Here is a 22,814-nt window from a genome sequence, read left to right as displayed (position 1 = left end):
TTGCTGAAGGGTGAATTTTCGTCAATTCAGGTAAAAATCTGTCACCGCTTATCCCGGTATGTGACCGGTCATCCGCTTATCCGACCGCTGACTGAAATTCAGCTATTACCCGACTGATACTCCCACTTAAAGTCACAATACGTGACTACATCATGAGTAATTACATTAATAAGAAGAGTAAACGCTATGAAAGATAAACTTCTCAGGCATCTTCCCTGGGCGTTACTGGGGTTCATCGGCGCGTGCTGTCTCGGCGTGGTCGCGCTGCGTCGCGGCGAGCACGTCAGCGCCATGTGGATCGTGGTGGCCTCAGTAGCGGTCTACCTCGTCGCTTACCGTTATTACAGCTTGTATATCGCCCGTAAGGTGATGCAGCTTGATGCCAACCGCGCCACACCGGCGGTGGTTAATAACGACGGGCTTAATTATGTGCCGACCAACCGTAATGTGTTGTTCGGCCACCACTTCGCGGCTATCGCCGGGGCGGGGCCATTGGTCGGTCCGGTACTGGCAGCCCAGATGGGCTACCTGCCCGGCACACTGTGGCTGCTGGCCGGGGTGGTGCTGGCGGGTGCGGTGCAGGACTTCATGGTGCTGTTCATGTCGACCCGCCGTAACGGTGTGTCGTTGGGTGAAATGATCAAAGAGGAAATGGGGCCGGTGCCTGGCACTATCGCGCTGTTCGGCTGCTTCCTGATTATGATCATCATCCTGGCGGTGCTGGCGCTGATCGTGGTGAAAGCCCTGGCGGAAAGCCCGTGGGGCGTATTCACCGTCTGCTCCACCGTGCCGATCGCGCTATTTATGGGCATTTATATGCGCTTCCTGCGCCCCGGCCGGGTGGGGGAAGTGTCGGTGATCGGTATCGTGTTACTGCTGCTGGCAATCTGGTTCGGCGGCGTTATCGCCCACGACCCGTACTGGGGCCCGGCGCTGACCTTTAAAGACACCACCATCACCTTCGCCTTGATAGGCTATGCCTTTATCTCTGCGCTGTTGCCGGTGTGGCTGATTCTGGCACCGCGCGACTATTTGGCGACTTTCCTGAAAATCGGGGTAATTGTCGGCCTGGCTATCGGTATCGTGATCATCAATCCCGAGCTGAAAATGCCGTCCATGACGCAGTTTATCGATGGCACCGGCCCGGTGTGGAAAGGCGCACTGTTCCCGTTCCTGTTTATTACCATCGCCTGCGGTGCGGTATCCGGCTTCCATGCGTTGATCGCTTCCGGCACCACGCCGAAGCTGCTGGCGAACGAAACCGATGCCCGCTTTATCGGCTACGGCGCGATGCTGATGGAATCGTTTGTGGCCATCATGGCGCTGGTCGCTGCATCGATCATCGAGCCGGGTCTGTATTTCGCCATGAACACGCCGCCGGTGGGGTTGGGTATCACCATGCCTAATCTGCACGAACTGGGTGGTGCCAACGCACCGGCGATTATGGCGCAACTGCAAGATGTGACAGTACATGCGGCAGCAACCGTCAGCTCCTGGGGCTTTGTGATTTCGCCGGAGCAGATCCTGCAAACCGCGAAAGACATCGGTGAACCGTCTGTGCTTAACCGTGCCGGTGGTGCGCCGACATTGGCGGTAGGTATCGCTCACGTGTTCCACCAAATCATCCCGAGCGCCAACATGGGCTTCTGGTATCACTTCGGTATCCTGTTCGAGGCACTGTTCATCCTGACCGCGCTGGATGCAGGCACCCGTTCGGGCCGCTTTATGTTGCAGGACCTGCTGGGTAACTTCGTGCCGTTCCTGAAAAAGACCGATTCGCTGGTCGCCGGTATCGTCGGCACTGCCGGTTGTGTCGGCCTGTGGGGCTACCTGCTGTATCAGGGCGTGGTGGATCCGCTGGGCGGCGTCAAGAGCCTGTGGCCGTTGTTCGGCATCTCCAACCAGATGCTGGCTGCCGTAGCGCTGGTGCTGGGTACGGTCGTACTGATCAAGATGAAGCGCACGCGCTACATTTGGGTGACGCTGTTGCCAGCGGTCTGGCTGCTGATTTGCACCACCTGGGCGTTGGGTCTGAAACTGTTCAGCAACGATCCGCAACTGGAAGGGTTCCTGTATCTGGCGCGTGCGTATAAACAGCGCATCGCCGAAGGCACCGACCTGAGTGCACAGCAGATTGCCAACATGCATCACATCGTCGTGAACAACTACACTAATGCTGTACTGAGCGTTTTGTTCCTGATTGTGGTGTATAGCATAATCTTCTATGGCATCCGCACCGCGTTGCAGGGGCGCAGCCAGTCGGATCGTAGCGACCGGGAAACGCCGTATGTGCCGGTGCCGGAAGGCGGCGTGAAGATCTCATCCCATCACTGACGGATTGTGGGGATGACATCGCCGACAGGTGCCTGTATGGGCCTGTCGGCGTTCATGCTCTGTCAGTGTGCGGACAAGCGGAGATAAAGAGAGGGTGATATGTTCGGAAACCTTGGGCAGGCGGGAAAATATCTGGGGCAGGCCGCCAGAATGCTGGTCGGTATCCCGGATTACGATAACTATGTGCAGCATATGCAGACCAACCACCCGGACAAGGACATCATGAGTTACGAGGAGTTCTTCCGCGAACGTCAGCAGGCTCGCTACGGCGGCAGCGGCAAAGGTGGTTTCCGGTGCTGTTAAACGCGAACATACAACAAGGAGCTTTTACCCGGTGATGACCACAATATTGCCCGCGACGATTCTCACCGGTTTTCTCGGTGCCGGTAAAACCACGCTGCTGCGGCATCTGCTGTATGCCGACCACGGTGAGAAAATCGCCGTGATTGAAAATGAATTCGGCGCGGTCGCCATTGACGACGCCTTGCTGGGCGACCGGGCGACCCGCATTACCACGCTGAGCAACGGCTGTATTTGTTGTAGCAGCGCTAACGAGCTGTCCGACGCGCTGCATGACCTGCTGGACGGTATTGACCGCGGTGAACTGGTTTTCGACCGGCTGGTGATTGAATGCACCGGTATGGCCGACCCAGGGCCGGTGATTCAGACCTTTTTTTCCGATGAACGCCTGAGCCAGCGTTTCCTGCTGGACGGCGTGATTGCGCTGGTGGACGCGGTGCACGCCGACGAGCAGTTGAGCCGACATACCGTGGCGCAGGCGCAGGTGGGCTATGCCGACCGTTTATTGCTGACCAAGACCGACCTGGCGGGTGATACGTCGGAACTGGAAGCGCGGTTGGTGCGCATCAACGCGCGCGCCAGTCTGCATCGGGTTATCAACGGCCAGATCGACCACCGCCAGATCTTCGGCGTCGACGGTTTCATGCTCAACGATCGCCTGTCGGTGTCTCTGCCGCGTTTTCGGCCATTGATCGAACAGGATAACGCTATCACGTCGCTGGTAGTGCGGTTGACGCGCCCGGTAGACATGGCGGCGGTATCGGCGGTGATGGAGCAGCTGTTACTGAACTGCGCCGATAACCTGCTGCGTTATAAAGGCGTGTTGGCGGTTGACGGTGATGACCGTCGCCTGCTGTTTCAGGGGGTGCAGCGGCTCTACAGCGCCGACTGGGACCGGGAATGGCGCACGGATGAACCACGCGAGAGTGTTATGGTGTTTATCGGTATTCGTCTGCCGGAAGACGACATTCGCCACGCGTTTGATGCGTTGAATGCATGACCTCGCTTGCCGGATGAAGAACGGAGAGTCGTCATCCGGCAAGATTTTCCTCTCTGATTAGTCAGAGTCTGATATGCATCGTTGATACGGATTTCTGATTCTCCCACTCCCTTAGCTTGCCAGACGTGACTTCAATGTTGCCGATGGTTTTTCATCAAACAACCGCTGGTAGTCGCAGGCGAACTGGCTCTGGTGCCAAAATCCCCATTGCATGGCGGCATCCTGCACGGTGTGGTGTGGCGAGTAGGGGCTAATCAGCTCGCGACGGACGGCGTTGAGGCGGATCATCTTTAGCCAGGCGTTGGGGCCGTACCCCATGACGTCGCAGAATGCGTTTTGCAGTGTGCGGCGGCTGACGTGCAGGCGACGGCAGAGGTCAAGCACAGTGACCGGTTCCGACTGTTGACTGAGGACGTATTCTCTGGCGCGGCCGATCAGGCTGCGGTAGCCGATGTGTTTGTCGGTTTGCCCGGTTTTGGCCCCTGCGGGGCGGGCGTTTTCCAGAAACGAGATCACCGTAGTCAGCAGATTGTGTTTGAGTACCTTGGCCGCGTTGCTATGTTGCAAGCGCTGCGGTTCTTTGCAGCCATACCAGAGCGCTTCGCGCACGAATGACCACAGCGCCTCCCGCTGGCGTGGCTCCACCAACAGCGTGGCGCTTTGTGCTATCAGCCGTGTCAGGTGTTCCGGTTCTTCCAGCACGTCGGTGTATTGCAACAATTCATCGCGTGAAATCACCACCCCAAAAATGGCGTAGTCATCCGGCGTATTCAGTTCGAACTCTTTACCGCCGGGGCTGACGGCAATCGCACTGCTGTTGATGGGATGGGAGCCGATGAATCCCATCCCGGCATGACGAGATGGAATGCCGAACCAGAAGGAGTCCGGCCACACCATACAGGACTGACGCAACGCCAGACTGGTGTACTCATGACACAGCTGGATGCCATCGAGCAGGATTTCTTGCAGTTCGCCGTTGAAATGCCCCGGCGAAACCTGATCGTAAATCTGCTGCCAGGCGGTAATGGTACGGGACTGGGCGTAGACGTCCTGAGTTTGGCGCTGATGCACATTATCACCCGTCGGCACCGCTGCTGTTGGCGGAAGACGGCGCACCACATCCAGGTGGTGCAGGTTGACCGGGTTGTGTTTCATCGTCAGTTCCCCTCCGTGACAATATCGGGTGTGGTCCGCAAAGCATGATGGCCGGACTTTGCCGACAACAGGACGTCTGCTGACCTGCGCATTACCCGTTATACGGTATTCGGTCGGGGAGGAACAGGCGCTGTGACACACTTTATTCCATCCCCCGTTTTCCCCCTTGCTCCCTGTTACGGTGTCGTGTCGCCGCCGGTTGCTGTCAGCGGCGAACACGCGATCAGGCAATACGGAACATATCCACCAGCACACAGCGCCGCAGGCGCACAAAGGTACGAGCCGAGGTGACGCCTTCGCCGGTCGGGGTCGAGATGGTCATCGAGGTCCAGCCTTCGCCGCCCAGTCCCAGCCCTGCGATACAAGGACCGTTCTTGACGAAAATACTGGTGTTGATGGTGTTCGCCATCCGGTTCAGGTTCCGGATATTGGTGGAATGCATTGCTGCGGTGTGGCGACAACCGTTTTCCAGCGTAACCGCCAGTGCGATCGCCTCATCAACATCCTTCACCCGAATCACCGGTAGTACAGGCATCATCAGCTCGGTCACCGCAAACGGGTGTTTGGCATCGGTTTCCGCCAGCAGCAGACGGGTATATTCGTCAACTTCCAACCCGATGGCAGCGGCGAGTTTTGTGGCGTCTCGGCCAACATAGTCGCGGTTGACGCGGCCTTTACCCTGTTCGTCGATATCGCTTAGCAGCACCGGCAGCAAGCGTTCGGTCTGATCGGGGGTAAGCAACACCGCATGGTTGCGCTGCATCTCTGCCAGCAGCGCATCGGCCACGCTGTCCACCACGATCAGCACCTTCTCATCGGCACAGATGATGTTGTTGTCGAACGAGGCGCCTTTGACGATAGCGCGGGCGGCTTTCGGGATATCGGCGGTTTCATCCACCACCACCGGCGGGTTGCCTGCTCCGGCGGCAATCAACCGCTTGTCGGTGTGTTTGCGCGCCGCTTCCACCACCGCTTCGCCACCGGTGACCACCAGCAGGCCGATACCGGGGTAGCGGAACAGGCGCTGCGCCGTCTCGATGTTGGGTTCGGTGACGCTGACCAACAGGTTTTCCGGGCCACCCACAGCGACAATCGCCTTGTTGAGCAGGCTGATGGTACGTAACGACACATTTTTGGCCGATGGATGCGGTGCGAACACCACGCTGTTGCCTGCCGCGATCATACTGATGGCGTTATTGATTACCGTAGCCGCCGGGTTGGTGGACGGGGTTACCGAGGCGACAACGCCCCAGGGGGCGTTTTCGATCAGCGTCAGGCCATTATCGCCGGTCAGTACTTCTGCTGACAGGCATTCGATTCCTGGTGTATGGCGCGCCTGAGACACGTTCTTGATGTATTTATCGACCACGCGGCCCATGCCGGTTTCTTCCACTGCCATTTCCGCCAGGACCTGAGCATAGCGCTCGCCAGCCACGCGAATCGCCTTGATCACCTGCTGGCGTAATTCAACGCTGGTCAACTGTTGCTGAGCCTGCGTCGCGGCTTGAACCGCGTCGTCAAGCGAATCAAAAATACCGCTCGGCGCGTCAAACATCACGATATGAGGCATCTGTACCGTCGGTTCAGTTATTGGTAGTTCCATAGTTTCAGTCCTCTTGTTGTGTACTACTCACGTCAAACGTACGGATGCAGAATAGGGACGGGTGGGTCGTGCCGATACGGTGTGGGCCGCGCAGGGCTGCCAATACCGGAGCGGGACGGACCGCAGTACGCGGGCGGGAGCCTCATCCCTGAGAGAACCCATCCTGTCTTTCCCGTTGACTTGTGGGTCATTGTGGCAACGGCGAACCAAAGGAAATAACAAAATTCGGCACGTCGGCGTAAAGGTTGAAAGGGATCACGAAAAAAGAAACGGCCGATGAACAGACAAGAAACCGCAGATGATGATGTGGATGGGCCTGGCCCGTGTGGAGAAATGGGCTCGGCCGCAGCCGAAGCCCGATATCGTGTTTACTGGCCTTTGCTATCCAACGCGGTGGCGATCACGCTGCCCAGCGGGGTGGGATTTTTATCGTTGCGATGAAGTGCGGCGTCGATGGCCCATTTTTCCAGCGCTACCCGATCTTTCTGGAAGATCATCATGTGGGTCGAACCACCGAACTCAAAGTGACCGATTTCGACGCCACGGGTGACGCTAACCGGCTCGGCACTCTCTTCAACGATAAAGGTGCTGGGTTCGATCACGCAGCTGGAGACTTCCACCATACCGATGCAGATCAGCGCCACATAACCGCAGGTCTTATGCCGGAAGATAAACACCGCACGTGCGGCCACATGGCCGAGATAAGGCTGTGATTCGGTGCCTTCCCAGGTGCCCTGATTTTCGCCTTGCCCCGGACGCTGGGCGAAGTAAGTGCCCGGCTCCACCCAGGAGCGCACCAGAAAACCGTCCAGTGGCGCGTTCCAGCGATGGTAGTGGGTGGCAGAAAGGAACCCTTGATAAAGCTGGCCTCCCTCGAACAGTTTGGCCCATTGCCGCTGCCCGCCGAACAGGTCGAGCAGCGAATAGGGGATGTCTTTGACCCAGAAGCGGCTTTCCAACTGTAGCTTGTCGGCATGTCGCCACGGCGTGGTTTCGCAGCCAATGTCGACCTGGGTTTTGGGATCGCCCTGGAATGGGCGTGCGCCGGGCACGAACTGGCGGATAAAGAAATCGTTCCAGCTGGTGAAACCGTAGCCCGGCTGTGTGGGCTCGTGTTGCATCTGATGCCAGACACCGGCCTGGTGCGCGGCTTTGGAGATCCAGGAACCGGCTTTTTCCGGCTGGGCGATATCGAGTTTGTCGAGCGAGGCGCTGCTTTTCAGGAAGCTGTTCCAGGCGTCCAGCACCTGGTGGAACTGTTGATTGAATGTGGCGTCGTGGAACAGCGCGACACCCGCTTCCGTCCCCATCGCTACCGCCAGAAACGCATTCATCGGCGTCCCGACCTGCGCGGTGGTGTTGAATGACGGCGAGGTGGTGATGATTTCGTTGAGGATCTCGAAGAAGCTGTCGTAGCTGTCGATCCAGGTGGCGTCGCCGTCGTCACTGATTTCCTTACGGGTGGATTCGGGCAGGGAGGCGACATAGGCATTGGACTGCTCGATCATGCTATTGAGCCACATGCGGTAGACGCTGTGGTTGGTCACCCAGTTTTTAAAGTTCTGTAGCACCGGCTGCATCGGCGTCAGGGTATTGTCCTGTTTTCTTTTGGCGATATGCGCGCGCAGCGGCATCAAAAATCTGGCTGTAGCCCATACCCGATTGGGCACCCAAAATCCCATCTGGATCGGCCCGGCGTTATCAAGGGTCAGCAGGTTGTGTCCGCTGCTCTCGTAATGCGGCTGCTGTTCTGCTTCAGATGTACTTGCTGTGTGGCTTTTGGCGCGAGTCATAGTATTTCCTCTCGATAGAACGTGTCATTGTCGAAAAATAAACATGCGTCGAAAAATGAACGTGCAACCACCCGAAAACATCGTTACGTAGGCTAACCGCTGAACGGCAGCCTCATGTCGTTATGTTTCAACCGCGTATGACCTGGTGGTGTGAAGAAAGGAAAGCGAAGGGTGGCAAGGGCGAAAAGCGCTCTGTCTATATGCCGGGTCGTTGCCCGGTGACCACATGCGCTATCTCTGTATTCAAGCATAGGCAGACTCCGGCCGATGGCAAGTTTGCGGCCGGTGTGGACATAGGCTGAAAACATGGGCGACCGGCTGTGGGGGATTAATGCAGGGAGCGCAAACGTAGGGTGAGGTCTGGAGGATAACACTCACGCCTACGTTTGGGGCGGGATGATGGGTTCTGCGTCATCCGTGTGGGGTGATGCGGCGCACCGGTGCATTTTGCCGGTTTTCCCACAGAGCGGTCATCCCACGTTGCAGGGCGATGAACACAAACAGCAATACGCCGATGGCTATCTTGGTCCACCAGGAACTCAGTGTGCCGTCGAAATTGATGTAGGTTTGAATCAGCCCCTGAATCGCCACGCCGAACAGTGTACCGAGTACGGTGCCGACGCCGCCGCTCAGCAGGGTGCCGCCAATCACCACCGAGGCGATGGCGTCCAGTTCAACGCCGACCCCAGCCAGCGCATAACCTGCGGAGGTGTAAATGGAGAATACAATACCGGCGAGGGTCGCCAGCCCGGTGGACAGCATGTAAATACGGACAGTCGTGCTGCGGGTGGAGATGCCCATCAGGTTAGCGGAGGTACTGTTGCCGCCGATGGCGTAGACCTGATTGCCGAAACGGGTATGGCGCGCCAGCACGATGCCGACGGCAACCACCAGCAGCATCAACAGCCCCATCGCGCTGAGCCGCCCGCCGCCGGGGATGATCCACGCCAGACTGGAAAGCGTCTCATAGATTGGGTGGTTGATCGGCAAGGATTCTTTCGACACCAGATAACTGGCACCACGCAGGAAGAACATCCCGGCCAGCGTGATAATGAACGCCGGAATTTTTAACGCATCGATAAGCCAGCCCATGAATGCGCCGAAAGTGCAGCCCATCAGCAGGATCAGTGGGAACGCCACCAGCGGCGACAGCCCCCAAACGCCGATAGCTTTGGCGAGAAACACGCCGGTAAATGCGATCACCGACCCGACGGACAGGTCGATGCCGCCGGAGAGGATCACGAAAGTCATGCCCACGGCGATGATGCCGAGAAAGGCATTATCCGTGAGGATGTTACAGATAACCCTGGTGGAGGCGAAACCGGGAAACTGGGTCAGGCAGTACAGATAACCCAGTACGAATACCGCCAGGGTGATCATCAACGGCAGATTACGCTTTATCATGCTGGCCTGCTCCTTTCAGCAACGTCATGAACCGGGGCGACTGGACGATCAACACGCACAGCACCACGATGGCTTTCACCACCTGATTCAGCTCCGGTGGGAAGCCGGACAGCAGAATGCCGGTGTTCATGCCCTGAATGATCAGCGCACCTACCACGGAGAGCACCAGATTAAAGCGCCCGCCCATTAGTGAACCACCGCCGATGACGACCGCGAGAATGGCGTCCATCTCCAGCCATAGACCGGCGTTGTTGGCGTCGGCCCCGCGGATATCGGCGGTGACGATCACCCCGGCGATGGCGGCGCACAGCCCGCTCAGCACGTATGTCATCATGACCATGGCGCGGGTGCTAACCCCGGCATTTTTTGCTGCCCGGATGTTGATCCCCACCGACTCAATGAACAACCCCAGCGCGGTTCGCCGCACCAGTAGCCAAAACAGCATCAGGGTAACCAGCGCGATGATCACCGGCGTCGGGAACCACAACAGCGCGCCACTGCCGAGCCACGCCAGTGGTGGTGAGTTGAAGGTAACGATCTGCCCGGCGGTAATTAATTGGGCGATGCCGCGCCCCGCGACCATCAGGATCAGGGTGGCGACGAACGGCTGGATCTTCAGCAGCGCCACCAGAACGCCGTTCCACAACCCGGCTAGCATACCGACGCCGAGCGCTGCCAGCAGCACTATCGGCAGGTTGTAGCCCTGCACGGTAAGCGATGCGGCCACTGCACCGGCGATGGCCATAATGGCACCGACCGACAGGTCGATGCCGCCGGTGGCGATCACCAGCGTCATGCCGATAGCCAGTAACGCGACCGGTGCGGCCCGGTTGAGGATATCGATCGGGCTGCCGAACAGGCGACCATCCTGCACTACTATCTGGAAAAAATGGCTGGCGACCAGGCTGTCCACCAGGAGCACCAGCACCAACGCGACGATTTGTGGCATACCTTGCGGTAACCGCAGTGCAGACCAGTGAAAGGGGCGCTTGTTGGTGCCCGGTTTGCTCAGTGATCGAGGCATCACCATGCCCTCCTTATGCCGCGATGGCATTCATGATGGCGGAAACGGACAACTGGTCGAGCGGGATTTCCGCTACCTGCCGCCGGTCGCGCATAATCAACACCCGATCGGCGTATCCCACCAGTTCCTCCAGCTCTGAGGAGATCACCAGTAGCGCCAGCCCATTGGCACACAGACTTTCGATCAGGCGGATGATCTCGGCGTGGGCACCGACGTCGATACCGCGCGTCGGTTCATCGAGGATCAGGAATTGCGGCTTGGTCAGCAGCCAGCGGGACAGCAGCACTTTCTGTTGATTACCGCCGGACAGCAATTCGATGGGCTGTTCGGCGCTCGGCGTGCGAATGCCAAGCTGGCGGATGAAGCGCTCGGTGATGGCCTGCTGCTCCTTGCGGGGAATTGGGCGTAGCCAGCCGCGCTGGGCTTGTAGCGCCAGAATGATATTCTCCCGTACCGAAGCGGCGGCAATGATACCGTCGGTTTTGCGATCTTCCGGGCAAAAGCCGATGCCAAGGCAGGAGGCCTGATGCGGTGAGCGCAGCGTCTGCGGCTTGCCTTTGATCACCGCGTTGCCACGGTCGGCTGGTTTGATGCCGAAAATCACTTCGGCGGTTTCCGTGCGGCCGGAACCCAGCAGCCCGGCAAGGCCGACGATTTCGCCGGGGCGCACCGCCAGTTCGAACGGCTCGATAACGCCTTTTTTACCGTATCTTTTGAATTCCACCACCGGCTTATCACTCAGTAACGTGCGGCCTGCGCGTTGCAGGGCGTTCTGTTCCAGCTCGCGTCCCAGCATCATTTTCACCAGTTCTATCTGCGGCAGCGAGGCGGTGTCGCGGGTGCCGACAAACGCGCCGTTGCGCAGCACCGTGATGCGATCAGTCACCTGATACACCTGGTCGAGAAAATGCGTGACGAAAATCAGGCTGACGCCCTGATCGCGCAACTGACGCATCAGGGTGAATAGCATCTCCACTTCCTGCGTATCGAGGCTGGCGGTGGGTTCGTCGAGGATCAAGACCTTAGCGGAGAGGTCGATCGCGCGGCAGATGGCGACGATTTGCTGCATCGCCACTGAAAAGCGGTTCAGCGGTTCGCGGACATCCAGTTCGAAACCGTAAGAAGACATCAGCGTGGTGGCGCGTGTTTCCATCTCTTTGCGTTGCAATAGTCCAAAGCGCCTGGGTTCACGGCCGATAAACAGGTTATCCGCTACCGACAGGTTGGGCAGCAGGTTCACCTCCTGATACACCGTGCCGATTCCCAGTTGCTGGGCATGAGCGGTGTTTTTGGGCGAGATAGACTGGCCTTCGAGGTAGATGGTGCCCGCATCGCGCTGATACACCCCGGTGAGGGTTTTAATTAGCGTGGATTTCCCCGCGCCATTTTCCCCCAGCAACGCCATGATTTCCCCACGCCGCAGGCTGAAGTCCACCTTATCCAGCGCTTTTACCCCGGGAAAATGTTTGCTTAGCCCTTCCGTACGCAGGATGTCCTGACTGTCGAAACCGTTCATGCGATTTTCCCTCACAAAACAGGCGGTGTCCTGCCACCGCGGTGGCAGGACGGGGATGACGATAAACGGTCAATATCCCATGTTCTTTTTCTTATCGAGTTCGGCCTGGGCGCTGTCGGGTTTGAACAGCGTGGATGGTGTTAGAATCAATTTGGGCGGCAGCGTGCCATCCTTTTTATATTTTTCCAGCGCGTCAAACGCTGGGCCCGCCATATTTGGCGTCAGTTCAACCGAGACATTAGCGTCACCCGCCAGCATGGCGCGGAAAATATCCGGTACGCCATCAATCGAACCGGTCAGAATATCTTTTCCCGGCTTCAACCCGGCTTCCTTAATAGCCTGAATGGCACCGATCACCATATCGTCGTTATGGGCGAAAACCATGCAGATATTTTTGCCGTTATTTTCTGACTTGATAAAACTTTCCATCACCTGCTTGCCGCCGCTACGCGTAAAATCGCCGGATTGGGAACGGATGATTTTAATTGTCGGTGTTTTAGCGATGGCTTCTTCAAACCCTTTTTTACGGTCAATGGCGACGCTGGCACCGACGGTGCCTTCCAGTTGAACCACATTACAGGTTTTACCGTTTTCGTTTTTTATCAGCCAGTCACCGATCAGTGCGCCTTCTTTGATATTGTCGGCGCGCACCGTGGTGAGATAGAGCGACTCGTCTTTGACGTCAATGCCACGGTCCAGCAGGAGCACCGGGATCTTGGCTTCTTTGGCTTCTTTTAGCACCGGCTCCCAGCCTGTTGCGACGACGGGCGCAATGAAAATGGCGTCTACCCCTTGCGCAATGAAGGAGCGCACTGCCTTGATTTGGTTTTCCTGTTTTTGCTGGGCATCGGCAATTTTCAGGTTAATGCCGCGCGCTTTCGCCTGTTCTTTAGCGACGGTGGTTTCAGCCGCGCGCCAGCCTGATTCCGAGCCGACTTGAGAAAACCCCACCGTTAATGGCGCTGCCAGCGCGACGGATGACAGGGACGCACACACAGCTGAAGCTAAAATGACGCGTTTCCACATAAAAGTGTCCTCTCTGGTAATCATTGGCTATCGGTCTTTGTTCTTAGGGACAGCGGTATTATTCGGTATTGAACATTGTCGCCCGTATTCGGGATTCGTCAGGCGGCGTTATTTTCCTCAGTCAAACCGTCATGACAAAACAGTAGTTTTTGCTACAGCTAAAGAGTCAGGGCGTATTCGCTGATCTTATGGATAAAATCGCCATCAGCGGGAAATCTGTGACTTCACGCAAATATTGTTTTAGGTCATTTTTTCGGGATTGAGCGGATGAAGGCTGTGTTTTGTTATCGGTGTCATGTTTTTTAAATAGCGGTGTTTATCACGTTGGAGTAGATGTTGCCGATCATCGTCGTCGTTCCTGTTTTCCTGATTTTTTTACTGCTGCTGGGCAGAGTATATGGATATTTAGCGTGTCTTTTTTTTTGGTTTGTTGTCGGTGTATGGCACAACATGAACCAAGCGAATGTCAGGTAATTTATCTTTATTATAACTACCGAAATGACGCGATGTTTTATTTGTGTTTAACAGCTAATTGCTGATGACACAGGTTTGTGATAGGTGTGTTTTAATATAAAGGTGACAGAAATGACCGAAGAAGATATTTACCCGCTGCTGGGAAAACTGGCTGATGGCCGTGTTTATTCCTATGCTGTACCTTGCTGTTCATATCATTCGCCTCATCAGCCATGTGCATTCATAATTTTTTCCCTGAATCAGGAAAATAATTATGATAGCGCACAGCAACTGGTGAACCAGCAAATTACCGTCAGCGTTGATTGCTATGCCCATACCGTGGCGGCGGCCCGCGCTTTGCGTGAACAGGTACGTACAGCGCTGGCGGTATTGAAACCGCATAAGACCATTGAATATAACGACTTTGATGTGGAGTACGAGCAGTTTCGTATGACGTTGGAAGTCAATCTTTCCCGTTAAGTGTAATTCTCCATTCAGCGTGATTTTTATTTCTCGATTTTTTTGAAATGAATTTCATAGTGGGAGTTGTTGCATTTTTTCATGAAAATAAAGGAAATGTTTATGTGGTATAAAGTGGGAAGCGTATCCCTTTTTTCCGGCAGTAAAGTGGTATTGGGAAATAACACCGCCTGGGCGGATAAAAATAACGGTGTCATTGCGGGCGGTATGCTGTTGATTTTTGCCGACTGTAAAATCCGGATTTATGAAATTGAATCGGTGGTTTCTGATACCGAATTGGTGCTGGCCAGCGAATATATCGGCTGTACCGAAAGTCACGTAGGCTACGCCATTCCGGTATTCGGCAGCAGCGATACCTTTGATCACGCCGCGTATGTGGCTCAGATTGCGGCGATGCTGGCCGGTTATCAGGCGCAACTGGCGCAGTGGAAAACGGTGCTGACCGAGCACGGTCAGGTGACCCTGACAGACAGCAACGGCCAGAGCGTGGTAGTGAAAACCCTGCCGGATCTGACCGATGCTTTCAGCCGAATGATGGACAAAACACTGAACGGTGCAGATATTCCGGATAAGGCGCAGTTTGTGGCGAACCTGGGGTTGAGCGATGTGGTGCGTCAGTCTGACCTGGCCAATCACACCCATACTGCCGCCCAGATTACCGATTTTACCGAGGCGGTGCGCAAAGTGCTGGTGAGTACGTTGGCGGCTGGTCAGGGCGTTTCTCTGGCGTATGACAACGGCAGCAATCAACTGACTATCAGCGCAACCGGGACTGGCGGCTCAGGTTCAGGTTCTGGTCGCCATTACACAGTCGTTACCCGTATTGGTGCGACAGCAAACCAGATTCATTCATTTCCTTTTACAGCTACTGGTCAGATGGACTATAGCGTTGATGCCTATGCGCTGAAGGAAGAAACCGGGTTGACCAATCAGTCTGTCACGCTGGAATCTTTCGATGCTGTCAGCAAGTCCAAATATGCTCAAACGGCGTCCCTGGTTTGGGATGGAGTAGTGAAACCTTATACGGGGGGGCAGCTTTCACTGGTTCAGGACGGGACGTTGTATTCCAGCGTCGTGACGACGGAAGCGGGTGCGTTGTCAGTTAATTTATTGCCGAATTTATTAGTCCCCAAGCTGACATCCAATACATCAGCATCAGATGTGACGGTGTCTCAAAGTAGTGTGTTCAATAACGATCCCAACTGGTTCGGTTGGAAAGCATTTGACCGCAATATGATCGGTGATAACACCCGATGGTCATCACAAGGCGCTGCTCCGCAGTGGTTGTCGGTTGCATTCGGCGCCGCTAAAACCATTGACTCGTATTTCATTGTTACTCATCAGAATATTGCGGCTGGTGGTGTGCCGAAAGACTGGGTATTACAGGGGAGTGACGATGGCACCACTTGGGTAACACTGGATTCCCGTAGTGGCATGACGTTTACCGCGAATGAAAAGAAAACCTTCAGCATTGCACCGGCGACCTATAAAACGTTTCGGGTCAATGTGACAGCGGTGAACAGTTCCAACTTTGTGTCAATTACCGAGCTGGGATTGATGATTCGCAGTCAGAAGGTATTGCTGCGAGCAGGCAATGATTATTACACCAGTGTCAATGGTGTGCTGAGTGCGGTCAATGCGCCGGTTCAGGCTGGCGATATTACTGCCCAGGGATTTATCGACTCAGGAAAAATCAGTGCGACTGATCTGGTTGGTAAACTTCCACTCAGTGTGGTGGCTGAAAATGGTGGAGACGTAGATGTTCTGTTTTCACCCGTACCGCAGATTATTTTGCCGCAATCGCTGATTAACGGTACACAGTGGCAAAGTGTTAATTCGGTACAGTTGTCAACGGCTTTGTCAGGCAAAGGAGCGGTATCCGTAGCAGTTTCACGTGACTTGAATGATTGGGTTATCTGGAACGGCAACGCCTGGGTGTCAATTGGTACATTGTCTCCAGATGCGATTGGTGCCAGTAAGCTGGTTGCGAATGGGATGTCTTCGTCGGTGCTGAATCAGATTACCGCTGCGCAGTGGGCTTTGCTGTACTCTGCGACTAACGGCGTGCCGGATAATTTGGCCTTTGCGCTGGCGCTGGATGTACCTGATGCATCGGTGGACAGCGCCACGGTCGATTCGCTGGTTCTGAGCGGCAATCAGGCCTCAGCCTGGAAGAAGCAGACCGAGGCTGAAGTGGAGATTCGCTGGTATCCCGACAAAGTGACGTTCAAAACCGTCGCTGCGGGTAACTACAAGCTGGCCTATCAGCAACCGTAACGGCGAGTCGTCTTTGTCGACGCCGGTTGTTGTACGCGGGCTGCCAGAGCAGTCCGCGTATTACCACAAGACATCGTTGTTGTATCTGGCAATCATTATTTTCACCGGTCATCTCCATGTAATGGCTGTGCGGCGGTGAGTCATCTTAATGTCAGGCTGAGGTATGCCGGTTTTTTACTATTATACCCGTCATACTTCAAGCTGCAGATGTGTTGGCTGCGTTCGCTCACCCGAATCACTTACCTGAGTAAGCTCATCGGGATTCGCTCTCTTGCCGCCTTCCTGCAGCTCGAATTATTTTGGGTATAGTATTTTATTCGAAATGTAGTCATGACAGGTTGTCAGTCGGAGTGTGCAGAAACATTACATTCTTTCTGTGTCTTACAGTTTACTGACAATAAATATAGGTTTTTATTATTATCAATAATCTACATTACGATTAAATATATATTTAAGCGTATAGTTTTATCCGTGAGCAATAGTTGTCTTCCTGATGATAAGTTCTTTTTAATTAAATGGTTACGGCGTTGATTGCACGTGTGCAGGGCGCAGCCAGCCCGATGTAACGCAGGCAAGAGAGAATGGACGTCTGTCTTTTGCGGTTTTTCGTCCTGATCTGATTCTTTATTAAGAAATGAGATATTAATGTTTGCTTAACTTTCGGCCGATAAAATCATCGTGTAGTGAGTGAATGTGTAGTTAACCATGAGGTCGTTTTACATGCAGAAGTAGGAGGTTGTTATGATTGAACAGGTCACTGTTTATTTAGCGATTCTGGCCGTCATCGTTGTTCCGGGATTTCTGGCCGCTTTTCTGAGCCCCAAATGGGATGACTGAATAATGCTAACCCAGCCTGATATCACACGCCCCGTTTGAAGATTATCGATTCATGCGGGGCGTGCTATTTGAGATGCCTCACTGCGTTTATTGCCCTTTTACTTCTCCTTTCCCCAACGCTTGCACGCTATTGCCCATCGCGTCGGTGGCCTTCATATCTGCCCCTTGTTCCTGTAACGCTTTGAGAATTTCCGCACGCTGAAATAAGGATGCATACATTGCGGCAGTCTGCCCTGCATTGTTGCGGGTGTTTGGGCTACATTTGGCTGCCAGCAGCAGACGCGCAATTTTCAGTTCGCCTTTGAACGTGGCACCCATCAGGGCAGTATTGCCTCGATTATCCTGCTGGCACGGGTCTGCACCGTGGTCGAGTAGCAGCGAAACCGTGTCGTAATGGCCGTGGTAAGCCGCCAGAATAACTGCGGTGTAACCCTTTTCATCACGTGTATTAAGGTTATAACCGACGCTGATGAATTCCCGAATCACAGCGTCGTTGCCGGTGCGGGCGGCATCCCACAAATACTGATTCAACTGGCTCTGAACCTGGTGCTCATTTAGCGCAGGATCGGTGGGCGGGTTAGAGGCTGATGCCGGTGGGGTGACCGGTGCTGTTGGCTGCTGTGCCTGCGCCGTTGTCAGCATTAACACCAGCAGGTAAAGAAAAGGACGTAATAGTTTCATGATGACGGTTCCCTGGTCGGTGTCGCCACCTGGATGACATGTCCAGGCGGCGACGTTCAGTTAGTCAGCCAGTTTACTGGCCAGCGACTGTACTTTGCTCAGGTCGCCTTTGGCGACATCAGTCAGACGGGTGCCGTAGGTAGCGTCAGCCTTGTAGAAATAGGAAAGCATGACGGTTTTGCTTTCGGTGTCAGCCATCGCCAACGCAGAGCCCAGGCTTTGTACCAGATCGTCCTGATCTTTCTTGCTATAGGAACGATACAGTTCGCCTGTCTGCTTGAAGTTCTGCTCCTTCTGGATCTTACCCTGCTGGGTGGTGCCGCTAAGTGGTGTCTGGCTATAGCGTGCAGAGGTCAGTTCTTCACGTGGATACAGGCGGCTTGGCTGGTAGTTCACCCCTTTATCTTGTGTGTGACCGCTATTCAGGCTGCCATCCTGATTGATGTTGTTGGCTTTTTTCAGCGGGGCGTTGATCGGCAGGCTCAGGCCGTTAGCACCCAGTCGGTACATCTGGGTATCGGCATAGGAGAACAGGCGGCCCTGTAACAGCCGGTCTTCAGACGGTTCGATCCCTGGCACCAGATTCGCGGGTGCCATAGCGACCTGCTCGGTTTCCTGGAAGTAGTTGTCCGGATTCTTGTTCAGCACCATCTGGCCGATTTTACGTTCGGGCACGCCCGGCCAGATTTTGGTGGCGTCCAGCGGGTTGAAGTCGAACTTCGCCAGGTCTTCCGGTGTCAGTACCTGAATGTAGAGATCCCACTTCGGATAGTCACCACGGTTGATGGCGGCCACCAGATCGTTGGTCATGTGGCTGTAATCCTTGCCCTGAACGTCCTCTACCTGTTTCGGGTCGAGATTTTTCACGCCCTGTAAGGTTTTCCAGTGGAATTTGACGTAGTGTACTTCGCCTTTGGCATTGACCAGCTTGTAGGCATGAACGCCATTGCCATCCATATTGCGATAGCTTGCTGGCGTGCCTTCGTTGGAGTAGAGCAGGGTCAGGGTACGGATGGATTCCGGTACGTGAGAGAAGAAATCGAACCGACGTCCATCGTTATCCTGATTGGTACGAGGATCGGGTTTGAACGCATGTACCATGTCTGGGAACTTGATGGCATCGCGGATGAAGAAGGTCGGGAAGTTGTTGCCGACCAGATCCCAGTTGCCTTGCGTAGTATAGAACTTGGTGGCGAAGCCGCGCGGGTCGCGCAGGGTTTCTGGGGAATGATTGCCGTGTACTACGCTGGAGAAACGCACAAACACCGGTGTTTCGCTGCCTTTTTTGAATACGTCGGCGACGGTCAGGTCCGAAATATCTGCGGTAGCGGTGAATTCCCCGTGTGCACCGGTGCCGCGTGCGTGTACCACGCGTTCCGGAATGCGTTCACGATCAAAACGCTGCAGTTTTTGCAGCAGTTGAACATCCTGTAACAAGACCGGGCCGTTGGGACCGGCGACCTGTGAGTTCTGGTTGTCGCCGACTGGCGCGCCATTATCGCGGGTCAGGGTATCGGCTATCGCGGGATAGGCCATTAACAGCGAAGACATGATCACCAGCGGCTTTTTCCAGCCAGGGACAGGGTGTGCGGCGGTGTGATTGCTCATAACTTTCCTCATCTTCCGTATGATTATTATCAACAATAGGGTTTGGTTATTGCTGTGAGTCCATTGCACTGCTTGAAGCTATAAGCAGAGAAAATTCACCATCAGGAACTCGGATAACAAGCTGGTGAATGTGGTTTACCTGTCGTCATGACCGGCAACGGTTTTTCGCTTATGGACGGCGGCATGGTGGCCGCCGGTGTTACTGGCGAGTCGCAAAGGCCCACAGCAACAGCAGGTACTTTACCGGTTTTGACACAACCGATAACGGCAGTTGTTTCTATCGAATTAATAGGCATGTCCTGAATAGGGAATAGGAAAAACGGTGAGGATAACCACGGACAATGTTGGAAAATGCGTTTATTCAGCGGGAGTTGGTAGGTGGGTGTCGTGTATTGGAGCCGGACTCAAGCAGAAAACATCCTCCGCGTGTGGGAAACGCGTGAGGATGTTATAGCGACGCAACATACAGCAGGAGGCTGATCGCGTCACGGGGGCGGGTCAACTGAATACCCTATCAGTTAAATACCATACCACCGTCGATCAGCAGGGCCTGACCGGTCATGTAGTCGGAGTCCGGACCGGCAAGATAGGACACGCAGGCGGCGACATCTTCCGGTTCAGACAGGCGGCCCAGAGTGATGCGTTTAGCGAATTCCGCCGTGCCGTAGCCGAGTGGTTTACCTGCAGCTTCGGAAATTTGGCGATCAATCTCTTCCCACATTGGGGTTTTGACGATACCGGGGCAGTAAGCGTTGACAGTAATGCCAAGCGGTGCCAAATCGCGGGCGGCGGTTTGGGTCAGGCCGCGCACAGCAAACTTGCTGGAGCTGTAAACTGCCAGTTCCGGGTTGCCGACGTGACCAGCCTGAGAGGCGGCATTAATGATCTTACCGCCTTGACCCTGCGCCTTGAAGGCTTCCACCGCAGCTTGAATTCCCCAGATGACACCTTTTACGTTGATGTTGTAAACCTTATCAACGATTTCAGGCGTGATATCTTCAATCAGTGTGGTGGGGGCGATACCGGCGTTATTGACGATGACATGGAAACCACCCAGCTGTTTATGCGCGGTGCGTACTGCATCGAACACCTGATCACGGTTTGAGACATCCGCGGTAAGCGCGAGGGCGTTGCCGCCGTGGTGTCTGATTTCCTGCGCCACCTGACCTGCGGTATCGCTGTTATAGTCCACGACAGCGACGGCAAAACCGTCTTTCGCCAGACGAAGGGCGATGGCTTTACCAATTCCCTGGCCTGCGCCAGTGACCAATGCGACTTTCTGTTTCATGGTCTTTTCCTGTGTTATGAATGAAAAAATAGCCACTGTAGGCAGGCTAACGCGCGATAACAGGAATGAAAACTTATAGTAAATATCGAAAACTATCATTTTAATGGATTAACTTTTTTTATTTTAAAATAAACCTATTAATTGCCACTATTGCCTGTTGGTCTTTGTGCTGTTTTATTCTGTGGACGGTGGGGCTTCAAGGTGCAACTTGTCTTGTACGTGGTTTGGAAAAGATTGGTCTGGAGAAGGTGGGGAACACAGTGTACCCTGCGAAGAACATCATTCGGGTCATGCCCCGCCGATATCTGTTTTGATGACTGTTTAAAAGCCGGTAACCATGAGCTACATCGATACCATCAAACACGAATTGGTTGGTTTCCTTAATGGATTGCCAATCTATCATCCGCTTGAAGAGGTGACGGATTCGCCCTGGGGAGCGGATGATTTTTCCTGTACGCCAGACAATCTGATTATTGGTGGCGGCGCGGGTGAGCATCCTGCGCTGGTCATCCACCAGTTAGGGGCGCTGGTGGCATCTTATCTGTTGCTCTGTCTGCAAAAACACAATGAATTTTTCCCGGAACAGCCTGACCCGTTACCGGCAATCTCGGTAGACCGGTTATACGAAATGGCGGAACGGCCACGCTCGCTGGAGTTTTGCGGCTGGTCGATGAACCATGTTAAGGAGTTTGTCGATCTGGCTCGTTCGCCACTGCATCCCAATCCGTTATCAGAATTGGGTGTTGCCGAGGAATGGATTGAGCACTCTATCGGTGAATTCGTTTACTACTCGTTGCCGGAGCTTAACCCGCTTGATGCGAAAATAGCGCGGTTGCCCGGTATGGAAAGCTGGTTTCCCGGTTACTGGATGTGCAATGTCACCTGCCCGCCGCCAAACTATGTCAAAACACGAAAACAGTCGTTACTGTCTGGCTCGTTTCAGGATCACGGTTTTTTTCGCTGGGATTACCGCTATCCGCCGGAAGAGTAATCGGCGGCACCGGTGGTGCGAGATGACGGCTGGCACGAAATGAGATTGAGGCGGCTTCCAAAAAACGTTAAACCTGAGGACTATCTGCTGTTTGCCGAGGTTTAATGATGGTTAGCCTGTCTCAGTTGTTACCGTTTGCCGCCATTGCGTTAGGACTGGTGTTGACGCCCGGTCCAAATATGATTTACCTGCTCTCACGAACTGTCTGTCAGGGACGGCGAGCCGGCCTGGTGTCGCTGTCCGGTGTGGCGTTGGGGTTCTTGATTTATATGAGTGCTGCGGCGCTCGGTATTACGGCTATCATGATGGCGGTGCCACTGGCTTACGATGTGCTGCGAATTGCGGGCGCGTGTTATTTGTTGTGGCTGGCCTGGCAGGCTGTGCGCGGTGGTGCATCACCTTTTCAACTGCGCGACCTGAAGCCGGACAGTAATCGCCGCCTGTTTCTCATGGGGCTTGTCACTAACCTGCTTAATCCTAAAGCTGCGATGCTTTATCTTTCGCTGTTGCCGCAATTTATTCGTCCGGAGCAGGGGAGCGTCTTGGGGCAGTCGCTGACACTGGGAATCACCCAGATAGCTATCAGCATGACGGTCAATGCGTCGTTGGTGATGGCGGCGGGGTACATTGCGGCCTTTCTGGCGGAGCGTCCGTTGTGGCAACGCGTGCAGCGTTGGCTGATGGGAGCGGTGTTGGCTGGGCTGGCGGTAAGAATGCTGGTGGATAGTCGCCGTTGATACGTGTAGGGCGGTTAATGCTGACCGCCTTTTCTATGTTGCAGAACGCATTTCTTCCCATTTCTCTCTCTGTCTGACTGTGCTTGTTTGACCCTGTTATCCCCGTCAAATTCGACTTACATCCTACCAATCAACCTTACCGACAGATGACAGTTCTATACACTGCAACTGGTAATGTTTGTCTCAACCCTTGTTGATGTTGTGTTATTCATCCCTGTCAGAGAGTAGTCATTTTCCCGCCTTCCTATTAAGGCGGGATTTTTTTGTCCAAAAGAACGTTTCGCTGCTGTCAGCCAAAAACTAATGC

Annotated in this window: 18 protein-coding genes; 8 read left to right on the top strand and 10 right to left on the bottom strand. The window is 54.7% G+C overall.

Features of this window, described 5'->3' with window-relative positions; translation table 11 throughout:
* Positions 1–186: 186 nt before the first annotated feature.
* From OB87_RS16745 to yjiA, 3 genes are all read left to right on the top strand, one after another.
* Positions 187–2,334, top strand: a complete 2,148-nt coding sequence (locus tag OB87_RS16745) for a carbon starvation CstA family protein (RefSeq protein WP_033570544.1) — start codon at positions 187–189, stop codon at positions 2,332–2,334.
* A 99-nt stretch (positions 2,335–2,433) separates the two neighbouring features.
* Entirely contained in the window at positions 2,434–2,637 is a 204-nt protein-coding gene (locus OB87_RS16740; RefSeq protein ID WP_033570543.1) for a YbdD/YjiX family protein, read from the top strand.
* 34 nt (positions 2,638–2,671) lie between these two features.
* Positions 2,672–3,634 carry a GTPase gene (gene yjiA / locus OB87_RS16735; RefSeq protein ID WP_033570542.1) on the top strand — a complete coding sequence of 321 codons (963 nt, stop codon included), beginning with the start codon at positions 2,672–2,674 and terminating at the stop codon, positions 3,632–3,634.
* Positions 3,635–3,745: 111 nt separating this feature from the next.
* On the opposite strand, the gene eutR is transcribed toward yjiA, so the two are convergent.
* The 7 genes from eutR to ytfQ form a co-directional block, all read right to left on the bottom strand.
* Positions 3,746–4,789 carry an HTH-type transcriptional regulator EutR gene (eutR, locus tag OB87_RS16730; protein ID WP_033570541.1) on the bottom strand — a complete coding sequence of 348 codons (1,044 nt, stop codon included), beginning with the start codon at positions 4,787–4,789 and terminating at the stop codon, positions 3,746–3,748.
* Positions 4,790–5,012: 223 nt separating this feature from the next.
* The gene (locus OB87_RS16725; protein ID WP_050515744.1) at positions 5,013–6,359 is read right to left on the bottom strand and encodes an aldehyde dehydrogenase family protein; all 1,347 of its coding nucleotides are present in this window, start codon (positions 6,357–6,359) and stop codon (positions 5,013–5,015) included.
* A gap of 401 nt (positions 6,360–6,760) precedes the next feature.
* Positions 6,761–8,185, bottom strand: a complete 1,425-nt coding sequence (locus OB87_RS16720) for a phosphatidylserine decarboxylase family protein (RefSeq protein WP_033570539.1) — start codon at positions 8,183–8,185, stop codon at positions 6,761–6,763.
* Positions 8,186–8,596: 411 nt separating this feature from the next.
* Positions 8,597–9,589: a galactofuranose ABC transporter, permease protein YjfF gene (gene yjfF / locus OB87_RS16715; protein ID WP_033570538.1), complete on the bottom strand. Its 993-nt coding sequence runs from the start codon at positions 9,587–9,589 to the stop codon at positions 8,597–8,599.
* Complete coding sequence (gene ytfT, locus OB87_RS16710) at positions 9,576–10,613, bottom strand: galactofuranose ABC transporter, ATP-binding protein YtfT (RefSeq protein ID WP_033570555.1); 1,038 nt, start codon at positions 10,611–10,613, stop codon at positions 9,576–9,578. Before ytfT ends, yjfF begins: the two co-directional genes overlap by 14 nt.
* A 13-nt stretch (positions 10,614–10,626) precedes the next feature.
* Positions 10,627–12,129, bottom strand: coding sequence for a galactofuranose ABC transporter, ATP-binding protein YtfR (ytfR, locus tag OB87_RS16705; protein ID WP_033570537.1), 1,503 nt, complete (start codon positions 12,127–12,129; stop codon positions 10,627–10,629).
* A 69-nt stretch (positions 12,130–12,198) separates the two neighbouring features.
* The gene (gene ytfQ / locus OB87_RS16700; protein ID WP_033570536.1) at positions 12,199–13,155 is read right to left on the bottom strand and encodes a galactofuranose ABC transporter, galactofuranose-binding protein YtfQ; all 957 of its coding nucleotides are present in this window, start codon (positions 13,153–13,155) and stop codon (positions 12,199–12,201) included.
* Positions 13,156–13,740: 585 nt separating this feature from the next.
* Here ytfQ and OB87_RS16695 point away from each other — a divergent pair.
* The 3 genes from OB87_RS16695 to mgtS all read left to right on the top strand — a co-directional run bounded on the left by OB87_RS16695 (position 13,741) and on the right by mgtS (position 17,202).
* Complete coding sequence (locus OB87_RS16695) at positions 13,741–14,088, top strand: DUF3168 domain-containing protein (RefSeq protein ID WP_033570535.1); 348 nt, start codon at positions 13,741–13,743, stop codon at positions 14,086–14,088.
* 102 nt (positions 14,089–14,190) lie between these two features.
* A complete protein-coding gene (locus tag OB87_RS16690) occupies positions 14,191–16,365 on the top strand; it encodes a discoidin domain-containing protein (protein ID WP_033570534.1) in 2,175 nt (724 codons plus the stop codon).
* Between the two features lie 741 nt (positions 16,366–17,106).
* Positions 17,107–17,202, top strand: a complete 96-nt coding sequence (mgtS, locus tag OB87_RS20755; protein WP_022634566.1) for a protein MgtS — start codon at positions 17,107–17,109, stop codon at positions 17,200–17,202.
* A gap of 87 nt (positions 17,203–17,289) precedes the next feature.
* Here the strand turns inward: mgtS and OB87_RS16685 are convergent, their stop codons facing one another.
* From OB87_RS16685 to OB87_RS16675, 3 genes are all read right to left on the bottom strand, one after another.
* Positions 17,290–17,883 (bottom strand): ankyrin repeat domain-containing protein, encoded by a 594-nt coding sequence (locus tag OB87_RS16685; RefSeq protein WP_033570533.1) that lies wholly within the window; start codon positions 17,881–17,883, stop codon positions 17,290–17,292.
* Between the two features lie 60 nt (positions 17,884–17,943).
* A complete protein-coding gene (gene katB / locus OB87_RS16680; RefSeq protein WP_200884316.1) occupies positions 17,944–19,434 on the bottom strand; it encodes a catalase KatB in 1,491 nt (496 codons plus the stop codon).
* Between the two features lie 571 nt (positions 19,435–20,005).
* Positions 20,006–20,779 (bottom strand): (S)-acetoin forming diacetyl reductase, encoded by a 774-nt coding sequence (locus tag OB87_RS16675; protein WP_033570531.1) that lies wholly within the window; start codon positions 20,777–20,779, stop codon positions 20,006–20,008.
* A gap of 337 nt (positions 20,780–21,116) precedes the next feature.
* On the opposite strand from OB87_RS16675, the gene OB87_RS16670 reads away from it, so the two are divergent.
* Together OB87_RS16670 and OB87_RS16665 are read left to right on the top strand one after the other, a co-directional pair.
* A complete protein-coding gene (locus tag OB87_RS16670; protein WP_033570530.1) occupies positions 21,117–21,770 on the top strand; it encodes a hypothetical protein in 654 nt (217 codons plus the stop codon).
* Between the two features lie 107 nt (positions 21,771–21,877).
* Complete coding sequence (locus tag OB87_RS16665) at positions 21,878–22,507, top strand: LysE family translocator (protein WP_033570529.1); 630 nt, start codon at positions 21,878–21,880, stop codon at positions 22,505–22,507.
* Positions 22,508–22,814 lie beyond the last annotated feature (307 nt).

Origin of the sequence: Dickeya undicola, from assembly GCF_000784735.1 — a bacterium.
Taxonomy (GTDB): Bacteria; Pseudomonadota; Gammaproteobacteria; order Enterobacterales; family Enterobacteriaceae; genus Dickeya; species Dickeya undicola.
This window is presented reverse-complemented; position numbering and strand designations above follow the sequence as displayed.